Annotated in this window: 16 protein-coding genes; 9 read left to right on the plus strand and 7 right to left on the minus strand. The window is 70.5% G+C overall.

The window, feature by feature from the left end:
- Positions 1-236: 236 nt before the first annotated feature.
- Complete coding sequence (locus tag MKK65_RS01835; protein ID WP_279596448.1) at positions 237-1,196, minus strand: helix-turn-helix domain-containing protein; 960 nt, start codon at positions 1,194-1,196, stop codon at positions 237-239.
- Between the two features lie 421 nt (positions 1,197-1,617).
- Between MKK65_RS01835 and MKK65_RS01840 the strand changes: the two genes are divergently transcribed.
- Genes MKK65_RS01840 through MKK65_RS01850 form a run of 3 tightly spaced genes read left to right on the plus strand, consistent with a single transcriptional unit; the run spans position 1,618 to position 4,305 of the window.
- Positions 1,618-3,639, plus strand: a complete 2,022-nt coding sequence (locus tag MKK65_RS01840) for an OPT family oligopeptide transporter (RefSeq protein ID WP_243954814.1) — start codon at positions 1,618-1,620, stop codon at positions 3,637-3,639.
- Between the two features lie 22 nt (positions 3,640-3,661).
- A complete protein-coding gene (locus MKK65_RS01845; protein WP_243954816.1) occupies positions 3,662-4,153 on the plus strand; it encodes a DUF2243 domain-containing protein in 492 nt (163 codons plus the stop codon).
- Positions 4,150-4,305 (plus strand): hypothetical protein, encoded by a 156-nt coding sequence (locus MKK65_RS01850; protein ID WP_201025767.1) that lies wholly within the window; start codon positions 4,150-4,152, stop codon positions 4,303-4,305. The genes MKK65_RS01845 and MKK65_RS01850 overlap by 4 nt, the downstream gene beginning before the upstream one ends.
- Before the next feature lie 3 nt (positions 4,306-4,308).
- Here the strand turns inward: MKK65_RS01850 and MKK65_RS01855 are convergent, their stop codons facing one another.
- From MKK65_RS01855 to MKK65_RS01865, 3 genes are all read right to left on the minus strand, one after another.
- Positions 4,309-5,064 carry an amino acid ABC transporter ATP-binding protein gene (locus MKK65_RS01855; protein ID WP_243954818.1) on the minus strand — a complete coding sequence of 252 codons (756 nt, stop codon included), beginning with the start codon at positions 5,062-5,064 and terminating at the stop codon, positions 4,309-4,311.
- A complete protein-coding gene (locus MKK65_RS01860; RefSeq protein ID WP_243954820.1) occupies positions 5,061-5,741 on the minus strand; it encodes an amino acid ABC transporter permease in 681 nt (226 codons plus the stop codon). The genes MKK65_RS01855 and MKK65_RS01860 overlap by 4 nt, the downstream gene beginning before the upstream one ends.
- Before the next feature lie 462 nt (positions 5,742-6,203).
- Positions 6,204-6,980, minus strand: coding sequence for an amino acid ABC transporter substrate-binding protein (locus tag MKK65_RS01865; protein WP_243954842.1), 777 nt, complete (start codon positions 6,978-6,980; stop codon positions 6,204-6,206).
- 663 nt (positions 6,981-7,643) lie between these two features.
- On the opposite strand from MKK65_RS01865, the gene MKK65_RS01870 reads away from it, so the two are divergent.
- Complete coding sequence (locus tag MKK65_RS01870) at positions 7,644-8,570, plus strand: dihydrodipicolinate synthase family protein (protein ID WP_243954822.1); 927 nt, start codon at positions 7,644-7,646, stop codon at positions 8,568-8,570.
- A 502-nt stretch (positions 8,571-9,072) separates the two neighbouring features.
- On the opposite strand, the gene MKK65_RS01875 is transcribed toward MKK65_RS01870, so the two are convergent.
- Positions 9,073-10,305, minus strand: a complete 1,233-nt coding sequence (locus MKK65_RS01875; protein WP_243954824.1) for a pyridoxal phosphate-dependent aminotransferase — start codon at positions 10,303-10,305, stop codon at positions 9,073-9,075.
- A gap of 260 nt (positions 10,306-10,565) precedes the next feature.
- Between MKK65_RS01875 and MKK65_RS01880 the strand changes: the two genes are divergently transcribed.
- From MKK65_RS01880 to MKK65_RS01895, 4 genes are read left to right on the plus strand one after another with little or no spacing between them, the layout of a single operon-like run.
- Positions 10,566-11,984, plus strand: coding sequence for a cytochrome ubiquinol oxidase subunit I (locus MKK65_RS01880; RefSeq protein ID WP_243954826.1), 1,419 nt, complete (start codon positions 10,566-10,568; stop codon positions 11,982-11,984).
- Positions 11,985-11,991: 7 nt separating this feature from the next.
- Positions 11,992-12,999 (plus strand): cytochrome d ubiquinol oxidase subunit II, encoded by a 1,008-nt coding sequence (gene cydB, locus MKK65_RS01885; protein ID WP_243954828.1) that lies wholly within the window; start codon positions 11,992-11,994, stop codon positions 12,997-12,999.
- A complete protein-coding gene (locus MKK65_RS01890) occupies positions 12,999-13,121 on the plus strand; it encodes a DUF2474 family protein (protein WP_243954830.1) in 123 nt (40 codons plus the stop codon). The genes cydB and MKK65_RS01890 overlap by 1 nt, the downstream gene beginning before the upstream one ends.
- A 58-nt stretch (positions 13,122-13,179) precedes the next feature.
- Positions 13,180-13,758 (plus strand): GbsR/MarR family transcriptional regulator, encoded by a 579-nt coding sequence (locus MKK65_RS01895; protein WP_058192809.1) that lies wholly within the window; start codon positions 13,180-13,182, stop codon positions 13,756-13,758.
- A gap of 12 nt (positions 13,759-13,770) precedes the next feature.
- On the opposite strand, the gene MKK65_RS01900 is transcribed toward MKK65_RS01895, so the two are convergent.
- Both MKK65_RS01900 and MKK65_RS01905 read right to left on the minus strand, forming a co-directional pair.
- Positions 13,771-14,463: a GntR family transcriptional regulator gene (locus MKK65_RS01900; RefSeq protein ID WP_243954832.1), complete on the minus strand. Its 693-nt coding sequence runs from the start codon at positions 14,461-14,463 to the stop codon at positions 13,771-13,773.
- Between the two features lie 580 nt (positions 14,464-15,043).
- Complete coding sequence (locus tag MKK65_RS01905; RefSeq protein ID WP_243954834.1) at positions 15,044-15,964, minus strand: LysR family transcriptional regulator; 921 nt, start codon at positions 15,962-15,964, stop codon at positions 15,044-15,046.
- A 124-nt stretch (positions 15,965-16,088) separates the two neighbouring features.
- Here MKK65_RS01905 and MKK65_RS01910 point away from each other — a divergent pair, with 124 nt between their 5' ends.
- Complete coding sequence (locus MKK65_RS01910) at positions 16,089-17,015, plus strand: ring-cleaving dioxygenase (RefSeq protein ID WP_243954836.1); 927 nt, start codon at positions 16,089-16,091, stop codon at positions 17,013-17,015.
- Positions 17,016-17,398 lie beyond the last annotated feature (383 nt).

The following is a 17,398-nucleotide window of genomic DNA, read 5'->3' on the forward strand; positions in this document are numbered from 1 at the left end:
GAAGCGTCATTCCGATGCGTTTCGGCGCGAACGACCGCATTCGCGCGGTTGTGGTACTATCGCTTCATCCCGGTGGCTGGAAACCAACTGTCGGGAGGAGGGGGCGCCCGTTCGATATCGCGCGCTCATCTCGGATGCCCGGATCGCCGGACAGTCTTCGCCCGGCTGCGCATCGCCGGCCGCGAGCGCGCCCGCGATGCGCAGGGCGTGGCGAACGTCGCGTCTCAAAGGCTAGCCTATGGCGTCTTGGTGCGGGCAGCGGTCCGATACGCGCTCGGGCTCAGGCCGTAGCGGGCCTTGAAGCGCCGGGCGAAATGGGCCTGGTTGGCGAAGCCGCTTCCATAGGACACGTGACCGATCGGGATGTGGGCGCAGCCCGGATCAGCCAGGCGCTCGACGGCGGCGTCCAGCCTGCGCTGCCAGATCCAGTCCGAGATGTGCTGGCCGCGCTCGTGGAACAGCTCCTGCAGCCGTCGCAGCGAGACCCCCACCGCCGCCGCGAGGCGCGGCGGGTCGAGATTCGGGTCGCTGAGGTTCGCCGCGACATACGCCTTGGCGCGCTGGACCAGGACGGTGCCGTGGAGCGGCCGCGGGACCTCCTGGGCCAAGCGCTCGGCGAGGCCGGCCATGATCAGATCGATGCCGACACCGGCCATACGCTCCGCGGAACTGGCCGGAAGCTTCTCGTGAACGCGAACGAGTTCTTCGAAGAAGGTTCGCACCAGCGGACCGGTGCCGCCCCTGGACCCGAAGGTCAGCGCCGTGAAGTGCCGGGTCGGGCCGAGCATGCGCTCCAGGGGGGCGATCGGCAGTTCGAGGACGAGGGACCGATCGTTGACACCCGAGACATGCACGTTCGGCCGGTCTGCCAGCACCACGATCTCGCCGGCCGTCTGCACGGCTTCTCGGCCGTCCTGGATGTTGACCGAGCGGCCCGCGAGCTGGATCAGCGCGAAGACGGTCTGGGTCCGCTCGCGCCGGCGCAGCGTGTCGGCGGTGATCTCCGACCGAACGCGGCTTTCGCGGATGCGCGTGATCCGCAAGGAGCCGACATCGGCCGCCTGTATCAGTCCCTCGAACGGTTCGTCGCAGAGATGGCTCAGCTCGATCGGGCCCATCCGATCGTACAGAACCTCGCGCCACAGTTTGAAGCGGGCCGTCTTGTCTGCTTCGCGCGTCGAGAGGACTGTGTGCAAGGATCGGTAGCCCGGATGGTGTGCGTCTGTATATCGGGCGCGACCATCACGGGAACGATCGGCTCCACAGCTCACATAAAGCGGATGGGATCGGATAAGAAGTTCGGCCCCGAGTTCGGCCGGATGCTGGCCGGATGGGATCGGGAAGCGCTCCCGATCCGTCTCCCTTCTTCGAGGCGGGCCGCTGGAGGCTGCGCGCCACCGTCCCGGGACTGGGTTTGGGATCCTCAAACCCGCGATCGCTCAGATCGTTGCAGGCGAACCCGCCCCCATGCCGGCCCCGGGCGCGGATGTCCCGTCGCTCCGGAGCCCCGAGCCGGGTGCCGCTCCCCCGCCGCAAACGCCCGAACCCGTCGGAACGCCGCAGGCGGGATAGCTTTCGCGACCCCGGTGGTTTGCGAGACGACATCACGGGGGCAGGATGGACGCCCGCAATCCGACGCGGCCGGTGGGCCTGGGCCATCAGGCGGAACTGACCCTGCGCGGCATCGTGCTGGGGGCGGCCATCACGGTCGTGTTCATGGCGGCCAACCTCTACATGGGCCTGAAGACCGGGATGACGTTCTCGTCCTCGATCCCGGCCGCGATGATCTCGATGGGCGCGTTCCGGCTGATGGGGGGCGCCGGCATCCTCGAGAACAACATCGTCCAGACCCAGGCCTCGGCGGCCGGAACCCTGTGCAACGTCATCCTGGTCCTGCCGGGCCTCGTGCTGATCGGGCATTGGAGCGGCTTCCCGTTCTGGCAGACCACGGCGGTCTGCGCGCTGGGCGGGCTGCTCGGCGTCGCCTTCTCGATCCCCCTGCGCCGCGCTCTCGTGGCGGGCAGCGACCTGCCTTACCCGGAAGGCGTGGCCGCCGCCGAGGTCCTGAAGACCGGACAGGACGAGGCCGGGAGCCAGGGGCTGCGCGACCTGCTGGCGGCGGCCGGGATCGCCGGGGCGATCGGGTTCGCCACCACCGGCCTGAAGGTGCTGGGCGAGGGGCTCTCCGGCGCGATCAGCCTCGGCGGCGCCGTCTTCCGCACCGGCACCGGCTTTTCCCTGGCGCTGGTCGGGGTCGGCTATCTGGTCGGCATCGGCGCCTGCCTGGCCTTGCTGACGGGCGTCGTGATCGCCTGGGGGATCGCGGTGCCGGTGCTCACCGCGCTCGCGCCCGATGCGGGCAAGACCGCCGGGCAGGCCGCCGAGGCGGTCTGGTCCGAGCAGGTCCGGCTGATGGGGGCCGGCATCATCGCGGTGGGCGGGCTCTGGACCGTGGCGTCGCTCGCCCGGCCGATCGCGTCCAGCATCCGCACCGCCCTGTCGACCGCCGGCAGCAGCCTCGGCGCCGACCACCCGCGCGAGGAGCGCGACCTGCCGATCGCCTGGGTCGGGGCCGGGGCGCTCGCCCTGTGCGTGCCGCTGGCGCTGCTGTTTCACGCCTTCGCCGAACCGGCCGGGCTCGGCGGGACGCTGATCGCGCTGGCGCTCGCCGCGACCCTGTTCGCGGTGCTGTTCGGCTTCCTGATGGCCGCCGCTTGCGGCTACCTCGCCGGGCTGCTCGGCTCCTCGTCGAGCCCGATCTCGGGGATCGGCATCCTCACCACCATCGCGACCGCGCTGCTCTTGCCGCTCTTCCTCGGCCAGGTCGGCGGCCCGGACGGCGAAAAATTCGTCACCGCCATGGCGCTGCTCCTCACCGCGGTCATCGTCACCACCGCGTCGATCGCCAACGACAACCTGCAGGATCTCAAGACCGGGCAGGTGGTCGGCGCCACCCCCTGGCACCAGCAGATCGCGCTGATCATCGGGGTCGGAGTCGGCTCGCTGGTGATCGCGCCGCTGCTCGAGCTGCTCTACCAGGCCTACGGCTTCGTCGGCGCGCCCTTGCGCGAGGGGCTCGATCCGGGAAGCGCCATGGCGGCGCCCCAGGCCGCCCTGATGACCCAGATCGCCACGGGCATCACGCAGGGCGCGTTGCCCTGGACGATGGTGCTGATCGGCGCCGGGCTCGGCGTGGTGCTGGTGGCGGTCGAGGCGCGGCTGCGGCGGCGCGACCTCACCTTCCCGGCGCTCACCGTGGGGATCGGCATGTACCTGCCGCTCTCTGTCGAGATGACCATCGCGATCGGCGGCCTCCTCGGCTGGCTCGCCGAGCGCCGGCTGCGCGGCCGGGTCCGGGGGCCCAGGCGGGAGGCCGTGCTCGGGGCCGCCCGCCGCCGCGGTGTGCTCCTCGCCTCGGGGTTCCTGGTCGGCGAGAGCTGCGTCGGCGTGCTGCTTGCCGGCGCCGACCTGATGGCCGGGCACAGCGGAGCGCTCGCCATCGCCGGGCCGGGCCTTGCGTCGACGGCGACCTGGCTCGGGCTGGCGGTGTTTCTGGGTGGGCTCGGGGTTTATTTCTGGCTGGTCTCCGCGGTCGACGACGCGGCGCGCGTGACGCAAGTCGAATCCAAGACCGCGTGATGAACCGCGCCGGGAGATCGCCATGAGAACGGCCGCATCCGAGACCCGCGCGTTCCCGCTGAGCGCCGGGATCCTGTTCGGGCTGGGGCTCGGCGGGTTCTTCGACGGGATCGTGCTGCACCAGATCCTGCAATGGCATCACATGCTGAGCAGCTGGTACCCGATCGATTCCATCGCCAATCTCGAGTTGAACACCCGCTGGGACGGGATCTTCCACAGCGCCACCTACGTGTTCGTGGTGCTCGGGCTGTTCATCCTGTGGCGGGCGGCCCATCGCGGGCACCTGTCCTGGTCGAACAAGCTGCTGGTTGGGTCGCTGCTGGTCGGCTGGGGCCTGTTCAACAGCGTCGAGGGCGTGATCGACCACCAGATCCTCGGCGTGCACCACGTCAACGAGGCGATGCCCCGGGACCAGTGGGTGTTCTGGGATGTGGGGTTCCTGGCCTGGGGTGTCGCCATGCTGATCGCCGGCGCGCTGCTGGTCCGGGCCGGCCGCCGGGAGCGGGTGGCGTGAGGCTTCAGCGCGCCGCCCTGCCGGCGTTCGTCCCCTGGCTCGTCCTCGGCGCGGCGCTGATCCTGGCGACGATGCCGGCCTGGCGGCCCCTGGTCTTCGGCACCGCGCTCACCCTCGACGACCTGTTGAGCCTGCGCTGCCTGTCCGGCTGATCCTCAGGCGCCGCCTTCGCCGAGCAGCGTCTGGACGAAGCGGCGGGTGCGCGGATCGGCGGGCCGGGCGAACAGCTCGGCCGGCGGTCCCTGCTCCACCACCGTGCCGCCGTCGAGGAACACCACCGTGTCGGCGACCCGGCGGGCGAGGCGCAGGTCGTGGGTCGCCATCAGCATGGTCATGCCCTCGCGGGCGAGGCCGGCCAGCACGTCCACCACCTCGGCGGCGAGCTCGGGATCGAGCGCCGAGGTCGGCTCGTCGCAGAGCAGCAGGCGCGGGGAGGGGGCCAGCGCCCGGGCGATCGCCACCCGCTGCTGCTGGCCGCCCGAGAGGCTCGCCGGCCAGGCCTCGGCCTTCTGCGCGAGGCCGACCCGCTCCAGCAGCTCCAGGGCCCGGGTGCGCGCTGCCTCCTTGGGCCATTGGCCCACGGTGATCAGCCCCTCGGTGACGTTCTCGATCACCGTGCGGTGGGGGAACAGCTGGAAGTTCTGGAACACCATGCCGGTCTGGCGCCGGACGGCCAGCACGTCCCGCCGGGCCGGCGCCGCGCCGGGCCGGAAGTCGAGGCGCAGGGCGCCGAGCACCAGCGTGCCGGCCTGCGGTATCTCCAGCAGGTTCACGCAGCGCAGCAGCGTCGACTTGCCCGAGCCCGACGGGCCGATCAGCGCCGTGACCCGGCCCTCCGGCACCGTGAGATCGACGCCGCGCAGGATCGGGGTGTCGCCGAAGCGCTTCTCGATGGCCTGGAGGGCGATCATGCGCGGGCCTCCAGGTAGCCGCCGTAGCGCCCGAGGCGCCGCTCCAGCCCGCTCTGGAGCCAGGACAGGGCGGAGCAGAGCACGAGGTAGATGAGCGCCGCCTCGACGTAGAGGATCAGCGGCTCGTAGGTCACCGCGACGATGCGCTGGGCCGCCTGGAACATCTCCGGCACGGTGATGGCGGCGGCGAGCGAGGTGTCCTTCACCAGGGCGATGAAGGTGTTGGACAGGGACGGCACCGCCACCCGCGCCGCCTGGGGCAAGATCGTGCGCCGCATCGCCTGGGCCGGGGTCATGCCGGTGGCGTAGGCGGCCTCCCACTGCCCCTTCGGGATCGACGCGATGGCGGCGCGCATGATCTCGGACGCGTAGGCGCCGATATTGAGGGTGAAGCCGATCACCGCGGCGGGAAACGCGTCGATCAGGATGCCGACGCTCGGCAGGCCGTAGAAGATCACGAACAGCTGCACGAGGAGCGGCGTGCCCCGGAAGATCCAGACATAGGTCCAGGCGAGCGCCGCCAGCGGCCGGGGCCCGAACAGCCGCGCGAGGGCGATCACCAGCGCGAGGCTCAACCCGAGCGCGAAGGCGATCAGCGTCAGCGGTATCGTGAACCGGAGACAGGCTTCGAGCAGCGGCCTGAGCGACTGGAGCATGAGGTCGAGCCAGTGCGGCACGGGGCGGTGTTTCCTGCGGGATCGGGCGACGGTCTATACGGCTTTGCGCCGCGGATCGCGCGGGGGATTTTTGGCTTGGCCAGCTGGGGATCGCCCGGGGCTTGAAGGGACGCCCGCTCCGGAGGCGCCACGCTCCCTCTCCCCGCAGAGGCGAACGGACCCACACCTCTCCGGACGAGGCGCGGATCCCCTCTCCCGTGCGGGCTAGCGGATTCACGCATCACGTTCGGTCGTAAGCGCCGGAGCCGCCACGGGTTTTCCCCTCCCCCTTGCGGGGAGGGGTCAGGGGTGGGGGTGGTTCCGCATGCGGCTCGGCGGTGCCTTCTGCACCACCCCCACCTCCAACTCCTCCCCGCAAGGGGGAGGAGAGCGGGTCGCGCCCCGCCGAAGACGATGTATGAACATCGTAGCCTGCAGAGAGAGGCGCGTATGTCCGGCCCCTGCCTCCAGGCGAAGACCCGCCTACTGCGAAACGTCCGCCCCGAAATATGTCTGCGCGATCGCCGCGTAGCTGCCGTCGGCCTTGATCTGGGCGAGCGCCTTGTCGAGCGCCGCCTTCAGGGCGGGGTTGTTCTTGCGCAGGAGGATGCCGGAGGCGTCGGCGTCGTCCTTCTGGGCGACGATCTTCACCGGGGCGTTCGGCTGCTTCTTGTGGAAGTCGAGGAAGGACAGGTTGTCGTTGATGGTCGCGTCGGCGCGGCCGGTGACGACCAGCTGGATCGACTGGTCGAACCCGTCGGTGCCGACCGGCTCGGCGCCGGCCTCGGTGGCCAGCCGGGCGAAATTGCTGCTCAGGCTCTGGGCGGATTTCTTGCCCTTCAGGTCGGCGAAGGACTTGATCGTGCCGTTGTCGGCCCGGGTGATCACCACCGCCCGGGAGCGGATATACGGCTCGGAGAAGTCGAACTTCGCCTGGCGCTCCTTGGTGATGCTGACCTGGTTGATCACCACGTCGTAGCGCTTGGCATCGAGCCCGGCGATCAGGCCGTTCCACTTGCCCTCGACGAATTGCGGCGTGACGCCGAGCTTCTCGGCGACCTTGCGGCCGATCTCCACGTCGAACCCGGCCAGCGCCCCGGAGGCGTCGTGGAAGCTGAACGGCGCGTAGGTCCCCTCGGTGCCGATCCGCAGGGTCTTGGCGGCCCGGATCGCGTCGAGGTCCTCGGCCCGCGCGGACGCGCCCATGAGAAGCGCCGCGGCGGCGAAAACGGCCACGCGGGCGGCGGAGACAAGACGCATCACGAAGACCTCCAGAGCGAGACGATCATCCATCCCGGCCGCCTGTCCGGGACGGCGGCGCGGACGGCTCGGGAATGGGTGGGAAACGGGTGCGGCGCGTCGCCGATCGTCACCGACGGCGCCGAGCCGGGGATCCTATACCAAGCGGCGCCGGCGGCGCCTACGGTGCCCTGGGACGGGGTTTCGGGGCGGGAGCAGAGTTTTCCAAGACGTCCTGGGTTTCCCGCAGGATGCTTCTTCGGCTGCCTGCGGCGATCGAAGCGTCCGCGTGCCGGGGTAGGGCGTGAACGCAGAGCTGATGACGGGGCAAGACTTTGATTGGCCAATGTTTCCGGGTCCCCGGTACCACGTCAGAGGCTTGAAATGACGGGTTGGATGGTCGAGCACCGATCAGGCGTCCCGGCCGTCGGTAAGGAATAAGATTTCTCGCGCCCGTCCCGGGTCGTTCTGAGCGTCCAAGGCTTGCGGCCGTCCTCCCGGCTCAGCCCAAACACATCGCCGCTTTTGTCGAGCCGGCGCCGGGACGGGCGTTGATCTCGGATGATCCTTGGGCACAGTGCCGGCGTGATGCCGATCCGGGGCGGCCGCGTGGCCCCGGAGTGGCCCGGACCGGTCTTGTTCTGTGAGCCGGGGCGTGCGGCCCGCTCCGGCGGAGGATCGCGCATGAGCTCGACGGCCCAGCCCTACCGGGGCGTCTTCCCGGTCGCCCCCACGGTGTTCGACGCGTCGGGCGCCCTCGATCTCGACGGGCAGCGCCGGGCGATCGACTTCATGATCGACGCCGGCAGCCACGGCATCTGCATCCTGGCGAACTTTTCCGAGCAGTTCGTCCTCACCGATGCCGAGCGCGAGACCGTGATGCATGCGGTGCTCGACCACGTCGCCGGCCGGGTGCCGGTGATCGTGACGACCACGCACTTCGCCACGCAGGTCTGCGCCGAGCGCTCGCGCCGCGCGCAAGAGGCCGGGGCCGCCATGGTGATGGTCATGCCGCCCTATCACGGCGCCACGATCCGGGTGCCGGACCTCGGCGTCTACGACTTCTTCCGCGGGGTCTCGGACGCGATCTCGATCCCGATCATGATCCAGGACGCCCCGGTGGCCGGCACGCCGCTCTCGGCCGGATTCCTGGCCCGCATGGCCCGGGAGATCGAACACGTCTCCTACTTCAAGATCGAGACCCCGGGGGCGGCGGGCAAGCTGCGCGAGCTGATCGCGCAGGGCGGCGACGCGGTGGTCGGGCCGTGGGACGGCGAGGAGGCGATCACCCTGATGGCCGATCTCGATGCCGGCGCCACCGGGGCGATGACCGGCGGCGCCTATCCGGACGGCATCCGCCAGATCACCGACGCCTACGCGGCCGGCCGCCGGAGCGACGCGCTCGACGCCTACGCGCGCTGGCTGCCGCTGATCAACCACGAGAACCGGCAATGCGGGCTCCTGGCCTGCAAGGCGCTGATGGCCGAGGGCGGCATCATCGCCCACGAGACCGCCCGCCTGCCGCTCCAGCCGCTCCACCCCGACACGCGGGCCGCGCTGATCGAATTGGCCCGGCGCAACGATGCGCTGGTGCTGCGCTGGGGGCGGTGAGGGTTATTTGCCAGGGGCGGGCGGCGGTCTGACGGGCGCGCGGCCCGCCCTCGCTGTGAGGCTCACATCGGCGTCCGTGAGACGCGACGGACTCCCTCTCCCGTGCGGGCTAACGGATTCACACTGAAAAAGCTCCGTCGCAAGCCTCTGAAACACAACGCGTTTCCCCTCCCCCTTGCGGGGAGGGGTCAGGGGTGGGGGTGGTGCCGGATAAGGCGCAGTGGTGCCGTCTGAGCGACCCCCACCTCCAACTCCTCCCCGCAAGGGGGAGGAGAGCGCGCCGCACCTTCCGCAAGCCGTTGTGTGAACATCGTAGCCCGTGCGGGAGAGGGTTGGGGTGAGGGGACAGGTCTTTCCGGAAACGTCGCATCCCTCACCCTGTCCTTCTCCCGCACGGGAGAGGGACCAGCGCTTCATCCGACGATGTGGAGAGCCGGCAGCCCCGCGAGCGAGGCGAGGGGATCCCCACGCTGACGCCGGAGTTGAAACGCCGCCCTCCGAATCAGTTCGCCCGTCCGGCCGAACCCGTCCCCAACACCCCCGACAACCGCCGCACCGCCTCCCGGGCCAGCTCCGGGCTGATGGCGAAGCAGATGCGGATCAGGCCTTCCCCCGCGGGGCCGAAGGCGGTGCCCGGCGCGACGCCGACCTTGGCATCGCGCAGCAGGCGGTAGGCGAGTTCGAGGCTCGGCTCGTCGCCGGCGATCCGGGGCATGAGGTAGAAGGCGCCCTCCGGCGGCGCCACCGTCACGCCGGGCAGGCGCGCCAGCCCCTCCACCAGGATCGTCCGAGCCTCGGCGCAGCGGTCGACCATGGTGCGGATGAAGCCGTCGCCTTCGTCGAGGGCCGCGATGCAGGCGTGCTGGATGAAGGTCGGGATCGAGGTGGTGCTGTACTGGCCGAGCTTGGCGAAGGTCGGCGCCAGGCCCCGGGGGAAGATCACCCAGCCGGCGCGCCAGCCGGTCATCGCCCAGTTCTTCGAGAAGGTGTTGGTGACGATCAGCCGGTCGTCCTCCGTGCAGATCTGCAGGAAGGACGGCGCGATCTGATTGCCGTAGGTGAAGTGCGCGTAGACCTCGTCGGAGAGAATCCACAGGCCGCGTTCGCGGGCGAGGTCGCGCAGGGCCGTCATCTCGGCGCGCGGCATGGTCCAGCCGGTCGGGTTCGAGGGCGAATTGACCATGATCACCCGGGTGCGCGGCGTCAGCGCCGCTTCGATGTCGGCGAGCGGCAGCGTGAAGCGACCGTCCGGCTGGATCCGGTAGGGCACCGTCACCGGCACGCCGCCGGTGATACGGACCGCCTCGGCGAGGTTCGGCCAGGCCGGGGCGGGGATAAGGATCTCGTCGCCCGGCTCCAGCAGGGCCTGGGCCGCCTGCATGATCGCGTTCATGCCCCCGGCCGTGACGGCGAAGCGGTCCGCCGGGACGTCCACGCCCCAGTGCCGGGCGTGATAGGCGGAAAGCGCCGCCCGCAGGGCCGGCAGGCCCAGCGACGTGGTGTAGCGGGTGTGCCCGGCCTGCATCGCCCGGTGGGCCGCCTCGACGATGAAGGGCGGCGTCGGCAGGTCGCCCTCGCCGATCCAGAGCTTGACCACGTCCGGATCGTCCCGGCCGCGATCCGCCACCAGGCCGATCTGGCTCGTGCCGATGCCGCGGATGCGCTCCGAGAGCGCGGCGGCGAGGTCGACGGGCGAGGCGGTGGGATCGATGGCGACGGCGGCGGATTCAGCCATGGGGTCGACGGCTCTCGTACTGTCCGGGCGCGGGGCGTCTCGCGGTGAGGCGACCCGAGGGCGGGCGCCCGGCCTGCAAGGTCCCGGCATGGGGGGAACGGCGTGAGCCTGCCGCGTCCGCGCCCGCGCGTCCAGGCCCGGAGGAAGGGGCTGACCAGTGCGCGCGACAGGGCCGCGTCGCGATTCGGAAATTATCGACTTTTCAGAAATTTCTGAAATTGCTATAGATCAAGGCGCTGATCCCGAGCCGGAGATTCGTCGTGCTCGACACCCTCGACCCCCTGATCCTCGCCCGCATCCAGTTCGGCTTCACGGTGGCGTTCCACATCGTGTTCCCGGCCTTCTCGATCGGGTTGGCAAGCTTCCTCGCGGTGCTGGAGGGCCTGTGGCTCGCCACCGGGCGGCAGGTCTTCATGGACCTGTTCAAGTACTGGCTGAAGATCTTCGCCATCGCGTTCGCCATGGGCGTCGTCTCCGGCCTGGTGATGTCCTACCAGTTCGGCACCAACTGGTCGGTCTTCTCGGACAAGACTGGCCCGGTGCTCGGCCCGATGATGGCCTACGAGGTGCTGTCGGCCTTCTTCCTCGAGGCGGGCTTCCTCGGGGTGATGCTGTTCGGGATGAGCAAGGTCGGGCCGCGCCTGCACTTCGCCGCGACCCTGATGGTGGCGTTCGGGACCTTCTTCTCGGCGTTCTGGATCCTGTCGGTGAATTCCTGGATGCAGACGCCGGCGGGCTACGGCACCAACGCCGAGGGGCAGTTCGTGCCGCTGGACTGGTGGGCGATCGTGTTCAACCCGTCCTTCCCGTTCCGCCTCGTCCACATGGTGCTGGCGGCCTACCTGACGACGGCGCTCGTGGTCGGCGCGGTGGGCGCCTGGCACCTGCTGCGCGACCGGGCCAACCCGGCGGCCCGGACGATGTTCTCGATGGCGATGTGGATGGCCGCCCTGGTGGCGCCGGTCCAGATCTTCGCCGGCGACGCCCACGGCCTCAACACCCTGGAGCACCAGCCCGCCAAGGTCATGGCCATGGAGGGCCACTTCCAGAGCCATCCGGACGGGGCGCCGCTCGTGCTGTTCGGCCTGCCCGACCAGGAGGCCGGCACGATCCGCTACGCGGTGGAGATCCCGAAGCTGTCCTCGCTCGTGCTCAAGCACAGCCTCGACGCGCCGCTCGCCGGCCTCGACAGCCTGCCCCGGAAGGACTGGCCGCCGGTGCCGATCGTGTTCTGGTCGTTCCGCATCATGGTCGGGCTGGGCATGCTGATGCTGCTCCTCGGCGCGACCAGCCTGCTCGCGCGCTGGCGCGGGGCGCTCTACCAGTGGAGCCCGCTGCACCGCTTCGCGGTGGCCATGGGCCCCGCCGGGTTCGTGGCGGTGCTGGCCGGCTGGATCACCACCGAGGTCGGGCGCCAGCCCTACACAGTCTATGGCCTGCTGCGGACCGCCCAATCCGCCTCGCCGCTCCACGGCCCGGCGGTGGCCGCCTCGCTCACCGCCTTCGTGGTGATCTATTTTTCCGTCTTCGCCATGGGGGTTCTGTACATCCTGCGCCTGATGGCCCAGCCGCCCCATGCCGGTGAGACCGGGATCGAGCCCGGCGCGCCGATCCGCACCGCCGGCATCACCCCCGCCCCGGCGGTCGATCCCGACCGCCACCTCCAGCCGGCCGAGTGAGGCAGCCATGATCTACAGCGTCGATCTCACCGTGATCTGGGCGTTCGTGATCGCCTTCGCGGTCTTCGCCTACATCGTCATGGACGGCTTCGATCTCGGCATCGGGATCCTGTTCCCGGCCCTGCGGCCGGGGCCGGAGCGCGACACCGCGATGAACTCGGTCGCCCCGGTCTGGGACGGCAACGAGACCTGGCTGGTGCTGGGCGGCGGCGGTCTGTTCGCGGCCTTCCCGCTGGCCTACGCGGTGATCCTGCCGGCGCTCTACGCGCCGATCATCGCGATGCTGCTCGGGCTGATCTTCCGGGGCGTCGCCTTCGAGTTCCGCTGGCGCGATCCCGGCCACCGGGCGGCCTGGGACGTGGCCTTCACGGGCGGCTCCGTGGTGGCGGCGCTCGCCCAGGGGATTGCGCTCGGCGCGCTGCTCCAGGGCATCGCGGTCGAGGGCCGGGCCTATGCCGGCGGCTGGTGGGACTGGCTGACCCCGTTCAGCCTGCTGGTCGGCGTCAGCCTCGTGGTCGCCTACGCGCTGCTCGGGGCGACATGGTTGGTGATGCGCACGGAAGGGCTGCTCCAGCTCCAGGCCCGCCGGTTCGCCCAGCGCCTGACCCTCGCCACCGTGGCGGCGATCGCGCTCGTCAGCGCCGCTACGCCGTTCCTGCAGGGGCGCTACTTCGAGCGCTGGCTGGCGATGCCGAACGTCCTGGTCTCGGCGCAGGTGCCGCTGCTGGTCGCGCTGGCCACCGTCGCCCTGTGGCGGTCCCTGCGGGACGGGGGCGAGCGGGCGCCGTTCCTGATCGCGCTCGGCCTGTTCGCCCTGTCGTTCCTGGGGCTCGGGATCAGCATCTTCCCCGACGTGGTGCCGGGCCGGATCACGATCTGGCAGGCCGCCGCACCCGAGGCGAGCCAGATGTTCATGCTGGTCGGCGCCTCGGTCCTGATCCCGATCATCCTGATCTACACCGCGTATTCCTACTGGGTGTTCCGCGGCAAGGTCGACGCGCACGGGTATCACTGATGGCCCCCGCCACCCCGCTCCCGCTCTGGAAACGCCTCGCCTGGTTCGCGGCCATCTGGGCCGGGAGCATCGTCGGCCTCGGGGCCGTGGCGACGTTCCTCCGGTTCTGGCTCAAGAGCTGATAAGCCGGCAAAAACCCCGGCGGTCCCGGGGGCCCAAACCGTTCGACGGATCGCCGCCGTGCACCTGCCTCCCCTGATCCAGACCTTCGTGCTGCATTTCGGCGAGATGGGCTCGCGCTGGGGCATCAACCGGACGGTGGGGCAGATCTACGCCCTGCTGTTCGTGGCCGAGCGACCGCTCAACGCCGACGAGATCGTTGAGCGGTTGGGCGTCTCGCGCTCCAACGTCAGCATGGGCCTCAAGGAGCTGCAGGCCTGGAACCTCGTGCGGCTGCAGCACATGCCCGGCGACCGGCGGGACTACTTCGCCACCCCGGAGGACATCTGGCAGATCGTCCGCACCCTGGTCGAGGAGCGCAAGAAGCGCGAGATCGACCCGACCCTGACCCTGCTGCGCGAATTGCTGATGCAGGACGCCGAGTCCGAGCCGGAGCGTCACGCCCAGGCCCGGCTCCGGGAGATGCACGACCTGTTCGAGCTCTTTGCGGGTTGGTACGCCGACGTGCGCCGCCTCGACACCGAGCGCCTGGTGCAGCTCCTCACCCTCGGCGCGAAGGTCCAGAAGGTGCTGGCGATGAAGGACCGCCTGACCGGCCTGCCGGGCCGGCTCGCGGGGCGCGCCGAGAAGCTGGAGTGAGCGGCCGCCGCCTCACGGCGTGAGCGCGCGCCGGTAGATCGCGATCAGGGATTGGGCGGCGTACGCGATATGGCTGCGCAGGTGATCGGCCGCCGCGTCGATCTGGCCGGCCTGGCACAGGGCGAGGATCTCCCGGTGCTCCCGGTCGGCCCGGGCGACATCCCCGGAGGCCGAGAGCTGGAGCCGGGTCGGGCGGTCGCAATCCTGCAGCAGGCCGGCAATGATGCTGAGCGAGCGCGGGCGCTCGGCGTGCCGCAGCAGATCGAGATGGAAGCGCTGGTTCAGCTCGCCCCAGCGCCGGATCTCCTTGGCCGCCAGGGCGGCGCTGTATTCCTCGGTGAGACTGTGCAGATCCTCGAAATCCTGCTCGGAGAAGTGCCGCGCGGAGAGAACCAGCAGCTCCGGTTCCAGCTGGACGCGGAGGGCGAAGATGTCCTCCACCTCCTCCACCGACAGGCCCGAGACCACAGCGCCGCGATGCGGCATGATCTTGATCAGGCCGGTGGCTTTGAGCTGCAGCAGGGCCTCCCGGATCGGGATCCGGCTGATCCCGAACTCTTCCGCCAGCGCGTCCTGGCGCAGCTGCATGCCGGCCGGGAACTCCCCGGTCAGGATCCGCTGCCGCAGGGATTCGGCGACGGCGGCCGCGACGGTCTTGTGGACGAGCCGATCGGGCGCAGATCGCGGGAGAGCCCCAGGGGACATCAGGGCCTCGCGGACAGGGATGGGCGTGCCCCGAACCGGGAGCCGCGTGCGCGGGGCACGTTGGAGGGAGCCGGGCGCGCCGACAGGGTGTCCGGAGCGGGCCGATGGGCTGCGCGACGCATGGTTCTCGCAGGCGGCGTCAGCGGGTGGACGCGAGGCCGCACACCGGCGGCCCTGCCTTCGAGACAACTCCGTGGTCGATCAAGCAACGCATCCGCCCCGTTAAAGCGCCTATCAACAGCCTAACGGACGCTTGGAGATCGACCGCTTCCCGACACCGACGCCGTCAAGCAAGGGTCGGTATCTAAGCTTCGCGGAACACGCCAGATACGACCGAACAAGTCAACAATATTTGTATAAAATCATGCCGACAGACGCGTTGGTATAAGTCGGACCGAACGCCCGCGCGCGCCCTGGGTTCCTTGATGTGCTTGCGCCCGGCCGGATCGGTGCTCGGGGCCTTAGATCGGGCTGGGATCGTGTGCGGGCGACCTTAACACTGTCCCTCCACCCGAGAGGGCGGATGCATCATCGCCGGCCGCGGACCTCATGCGGCGGTCGGATGCGAAACCACGGGCCGCTATCGCGGTGCCGGGCCGGCCCAGGGGGCCTGGGCCAGCCTCTGACTGAGATAGCCGATCAGGGCGGTGATCCGGGCCGGACGCGGGTCGCCCGGGGGCGTCACGAGGTGGAGCGCGATCGGCGGCGGCGCCCAGCCGGGCAGGACCCGCTCCAGGCGCCCGGCTTCGAGGTCGTCCCAGATCATGAAGTCCGGCTGCAGGGCGAGGCCGAGGCCGGCCCGGAGCGCCGGCGCCAGCGCCTCGGCGTTGTTCACGCGCAACGGGCCGCCCGGCACGATCACGGCCTCCGCGCCGGCCGCGTCCACGAACCGCCAGCGGTCGGGCGTCGGCAGGTAGGCGTAGCCCAGGCAGGCGTGGCGGGCGAGGTCGTCCGGATGGTCGGGCCGTCCGTTCCGGTCGAGATAGGCCGGCGTGGCCACCAGCGAGCGCCGGATCGCGCAGAGCCGCCGGGCGCGCAGGGACGAATCCGGCAGGGCCGCGATGCGCAGGCCGATATCGAAGCCGCCACCCACGAGATCGACCACCGCGTCGGACAGGTGCAGGTCCACCGAGACGGCGGGGTGCTGCCGCAGGAAATCCGGCAGCAGCGGCGCGACATGCATCACCCCGAAGGTCATCGGCGTGGCCAGGCGCACGAGGCCGCGGGGCTCCGCGGCGCCCGCGATGGCCAGCGCCTCCGCGGCCTCGCCCTCCGCCAGGATCCGCGCGGCGCTGGCCTTGGCGGCGTGGCCGGCCTCCGTCAGGGCGAGCTTGCGCGAGGTGCGGTTGAACAGCCGGGCGCCGATCCGCGCCTCAAGCCGGCCGACCGCCTTCGAGACGGTGCCCTTCGACAGGCCCAGATCCTCCGCGGCCCGGCCGAAAGAGCCCACCTCCACCACCTTTGCGAAGACCGCCCAAGCCTCGAAATCGGGAAGCCGCATGAGTCGCATTCCGGAAACGATGGGTTTCCAGCGTTTCTATTTTCGCGAGCGATGGCAAGGGCCAGATTGCCGTCATCGCAAACGGCCCCGCGGCACCCGCGGCGGCTTCTCGGGAGACAGCGTCATGGTGCAGTCCGGCCTCCACCACGTCACGGCCTTTTCCGGCCCGGCAATGCGCAACCTCGACTTCCACACCCGCGTGCTCGGCCAGCGGCTGGTGAAGAAGACCGTCAACTTCGACGATCCGGGCACCTACCACCTGTATTACGGCGACGCGGCCGGGCAGCCCGGCACGATCCTGACCTTCTTCCCGATCGCGCATGCGGCCCCCGGCCGGGTCGGGATCGGCGAGACCCAGGAGACCGCGTTCCGGGTGCCCCGCGGCTCGATCGGCTGGTGGGCCCACCGGTTGATCGAGACGGGTGTCGCCCACGAGCCGCTGGTCCAGGTGTTCGGCGCGCCGACCCTGCGGTTCCGCGACCCGGACGGGATGATGCTGGCGCTGGTCGGCGTCGACGGCGCCGAGACGGAGGCCGCCTGGGCCTCGGCCGAGGTTCCGGCCGAGCACGCGATCCGCGGCCTGCACGGGGTCACGCTGCTTCTGGAGACGGAAGAGGCCACGGCCGCGATCCTCACGGAGGTGCTGGGCCTGCGCGAGGAGGCCCGCGAGGGCAACCTGATCCGGTTCGCCGGCAGCGCGGCGCTGGGCGGTTTCGTGACCCTTCGGGCGGTGGGCGGCTTCCTGCCCGGCCGTCAGGGGGCGGGCTCGGTCCACCACATCGCGTTCCGGGCGGCGGACGACGCCGCCCAGTCCGCGATGGCCGAAAAACTCGCCGGGCTCGGCCTCCAGGTCACCGAGCAGCGGGACCGCCAGTATTTCCGGTCGGTCTATTTCCGCGAGCCCGGCGGCGTGCTGTTCGAGATCGCCACCGACGCCCCCGGCTTCGCCGTGGACGAGCCGGTGGAGTCCCTCGGCACCGCCCTGAAGCTGCCCGCCGGGCTGGAGCCGCATCGGGCCCAGATCGAGGCGGTGCTGCCGAAGGTCGCCTGAACCTCGCTTCCACCCGCTTGGAGGCCGCGGTTTCAAAGCCGCGTATCGCGAGGCTCTCTCCTCCCCCCTTGTGGGGAGGAGTTGGAGGTGGGGGGCAGACTTGAACGGCGCGGTGCCTCCTGCACCACCCCCACCCCCGCCCCCCCCCCCCCCCCCCCCCCTCAGCGGGGCGTTAAAAACACCGCGTTTACTAATACGTTTGCATCAGCCGAAGGGCTGCTCCCCCTGTGCTCTCTTCCGTGCTGTCTCATATCTTTGTTCTCATCCCGTTGCGCTGTGCACCGCGCACTTTCTCTTCAGCTTACACCACAGCTGCCCGGTCGCCGCACGCCCCGCTCGCCCGCCCCCGCTCCCGCGCGCGCCGCCCACCCGGCGTTCGGCCG

The sequence above is a fragment of the Methylobacterium sp. J-001 genome (genome assembly GCF_022829565.1).
Classification (GTDB): Bacteria; Pseudomonadota; Alphaproteobacteria; order Rhizobiales; family Beijerinckiaceae; genus Methylobacterium.

Coding starts and splice junctions, on each gene's coding strand:
- MKK65_RS01840 (WP_243954814.1), top strand. CDS start 1,618: ATGGACGCCCGCAATCCGACGCGGCCGGTGGGCCTGGGCCATCAGGCG.
- MKK65_RS01845 (WP_243954816.1), top strand. CDS start 3,662: ATGAGAACGGCCGCATCCGAGACCCGCGCGTTCCCGCTGAGCGCCGGG.
- MKK65_RS01855 (WP_243954818.1), bottom strand. CDS start 5,064: ATGATCGCCCTCCAGGCCATCGAGAAGCGCTTCGGCGACACCCCGATC.
- MKK65_RS01865 (WP_243954842.1), bottom strand. CDS start 6,980: ATGCGTCTTGTCTCCGCCGCCCGCGTGGCCGTTTTCGCCGCCGCGGCG.
- MKK65_RS01870 (WP_243954822.1), top strand. CDS start 7,644: ATGAGCTCGACGGCCCAGCCCTACCGGGGCGTCTTCCCGGTCGCCCCC.
- MKK65_RS01875 (WP_243954824.1), bottom strand. CDS start 10,305: ATGGCTGAATCCGCCGCCGTCGCCATCGATCCCACCGCCTCGCCCGTC.
- cydB (WP_243954828.1), top strand. CDS start 11,992: ATGATCTACAGCGTCGATCTCACCGTGATCTGGGCGTTCGTGATCGCC.
- MKK65_RS01890 (WP_243954830.1), top strand. CDS start 12,999: ATGGCCCCCGCCACCCCGCTCCCGCTCTGGAAACGCCTCGCCTGGTTC.
- MKK65_RS01900 (WP_243954832.1), bottom strand. CDS start 14,463: ATGTCCCCTGGGGCTCTCCCGCGATCTGCGCCCGATCGGCTCGTCCAC.
- MKK65_RS01905 (WP_243954834.1), bottom strand. CDS start 15,964: ATGCGGCTTCCCGATTTCGAGGCTTGGGCGGTCTTCGCAAAGGTGGTG.
- MKK65_RS01910 (WP_243954836.1), top strand. CDS start 16,089: ATGGTGCAGTCCGGCCTCCACCACGTCACGGCCTTTTCCGGCCCGGCA.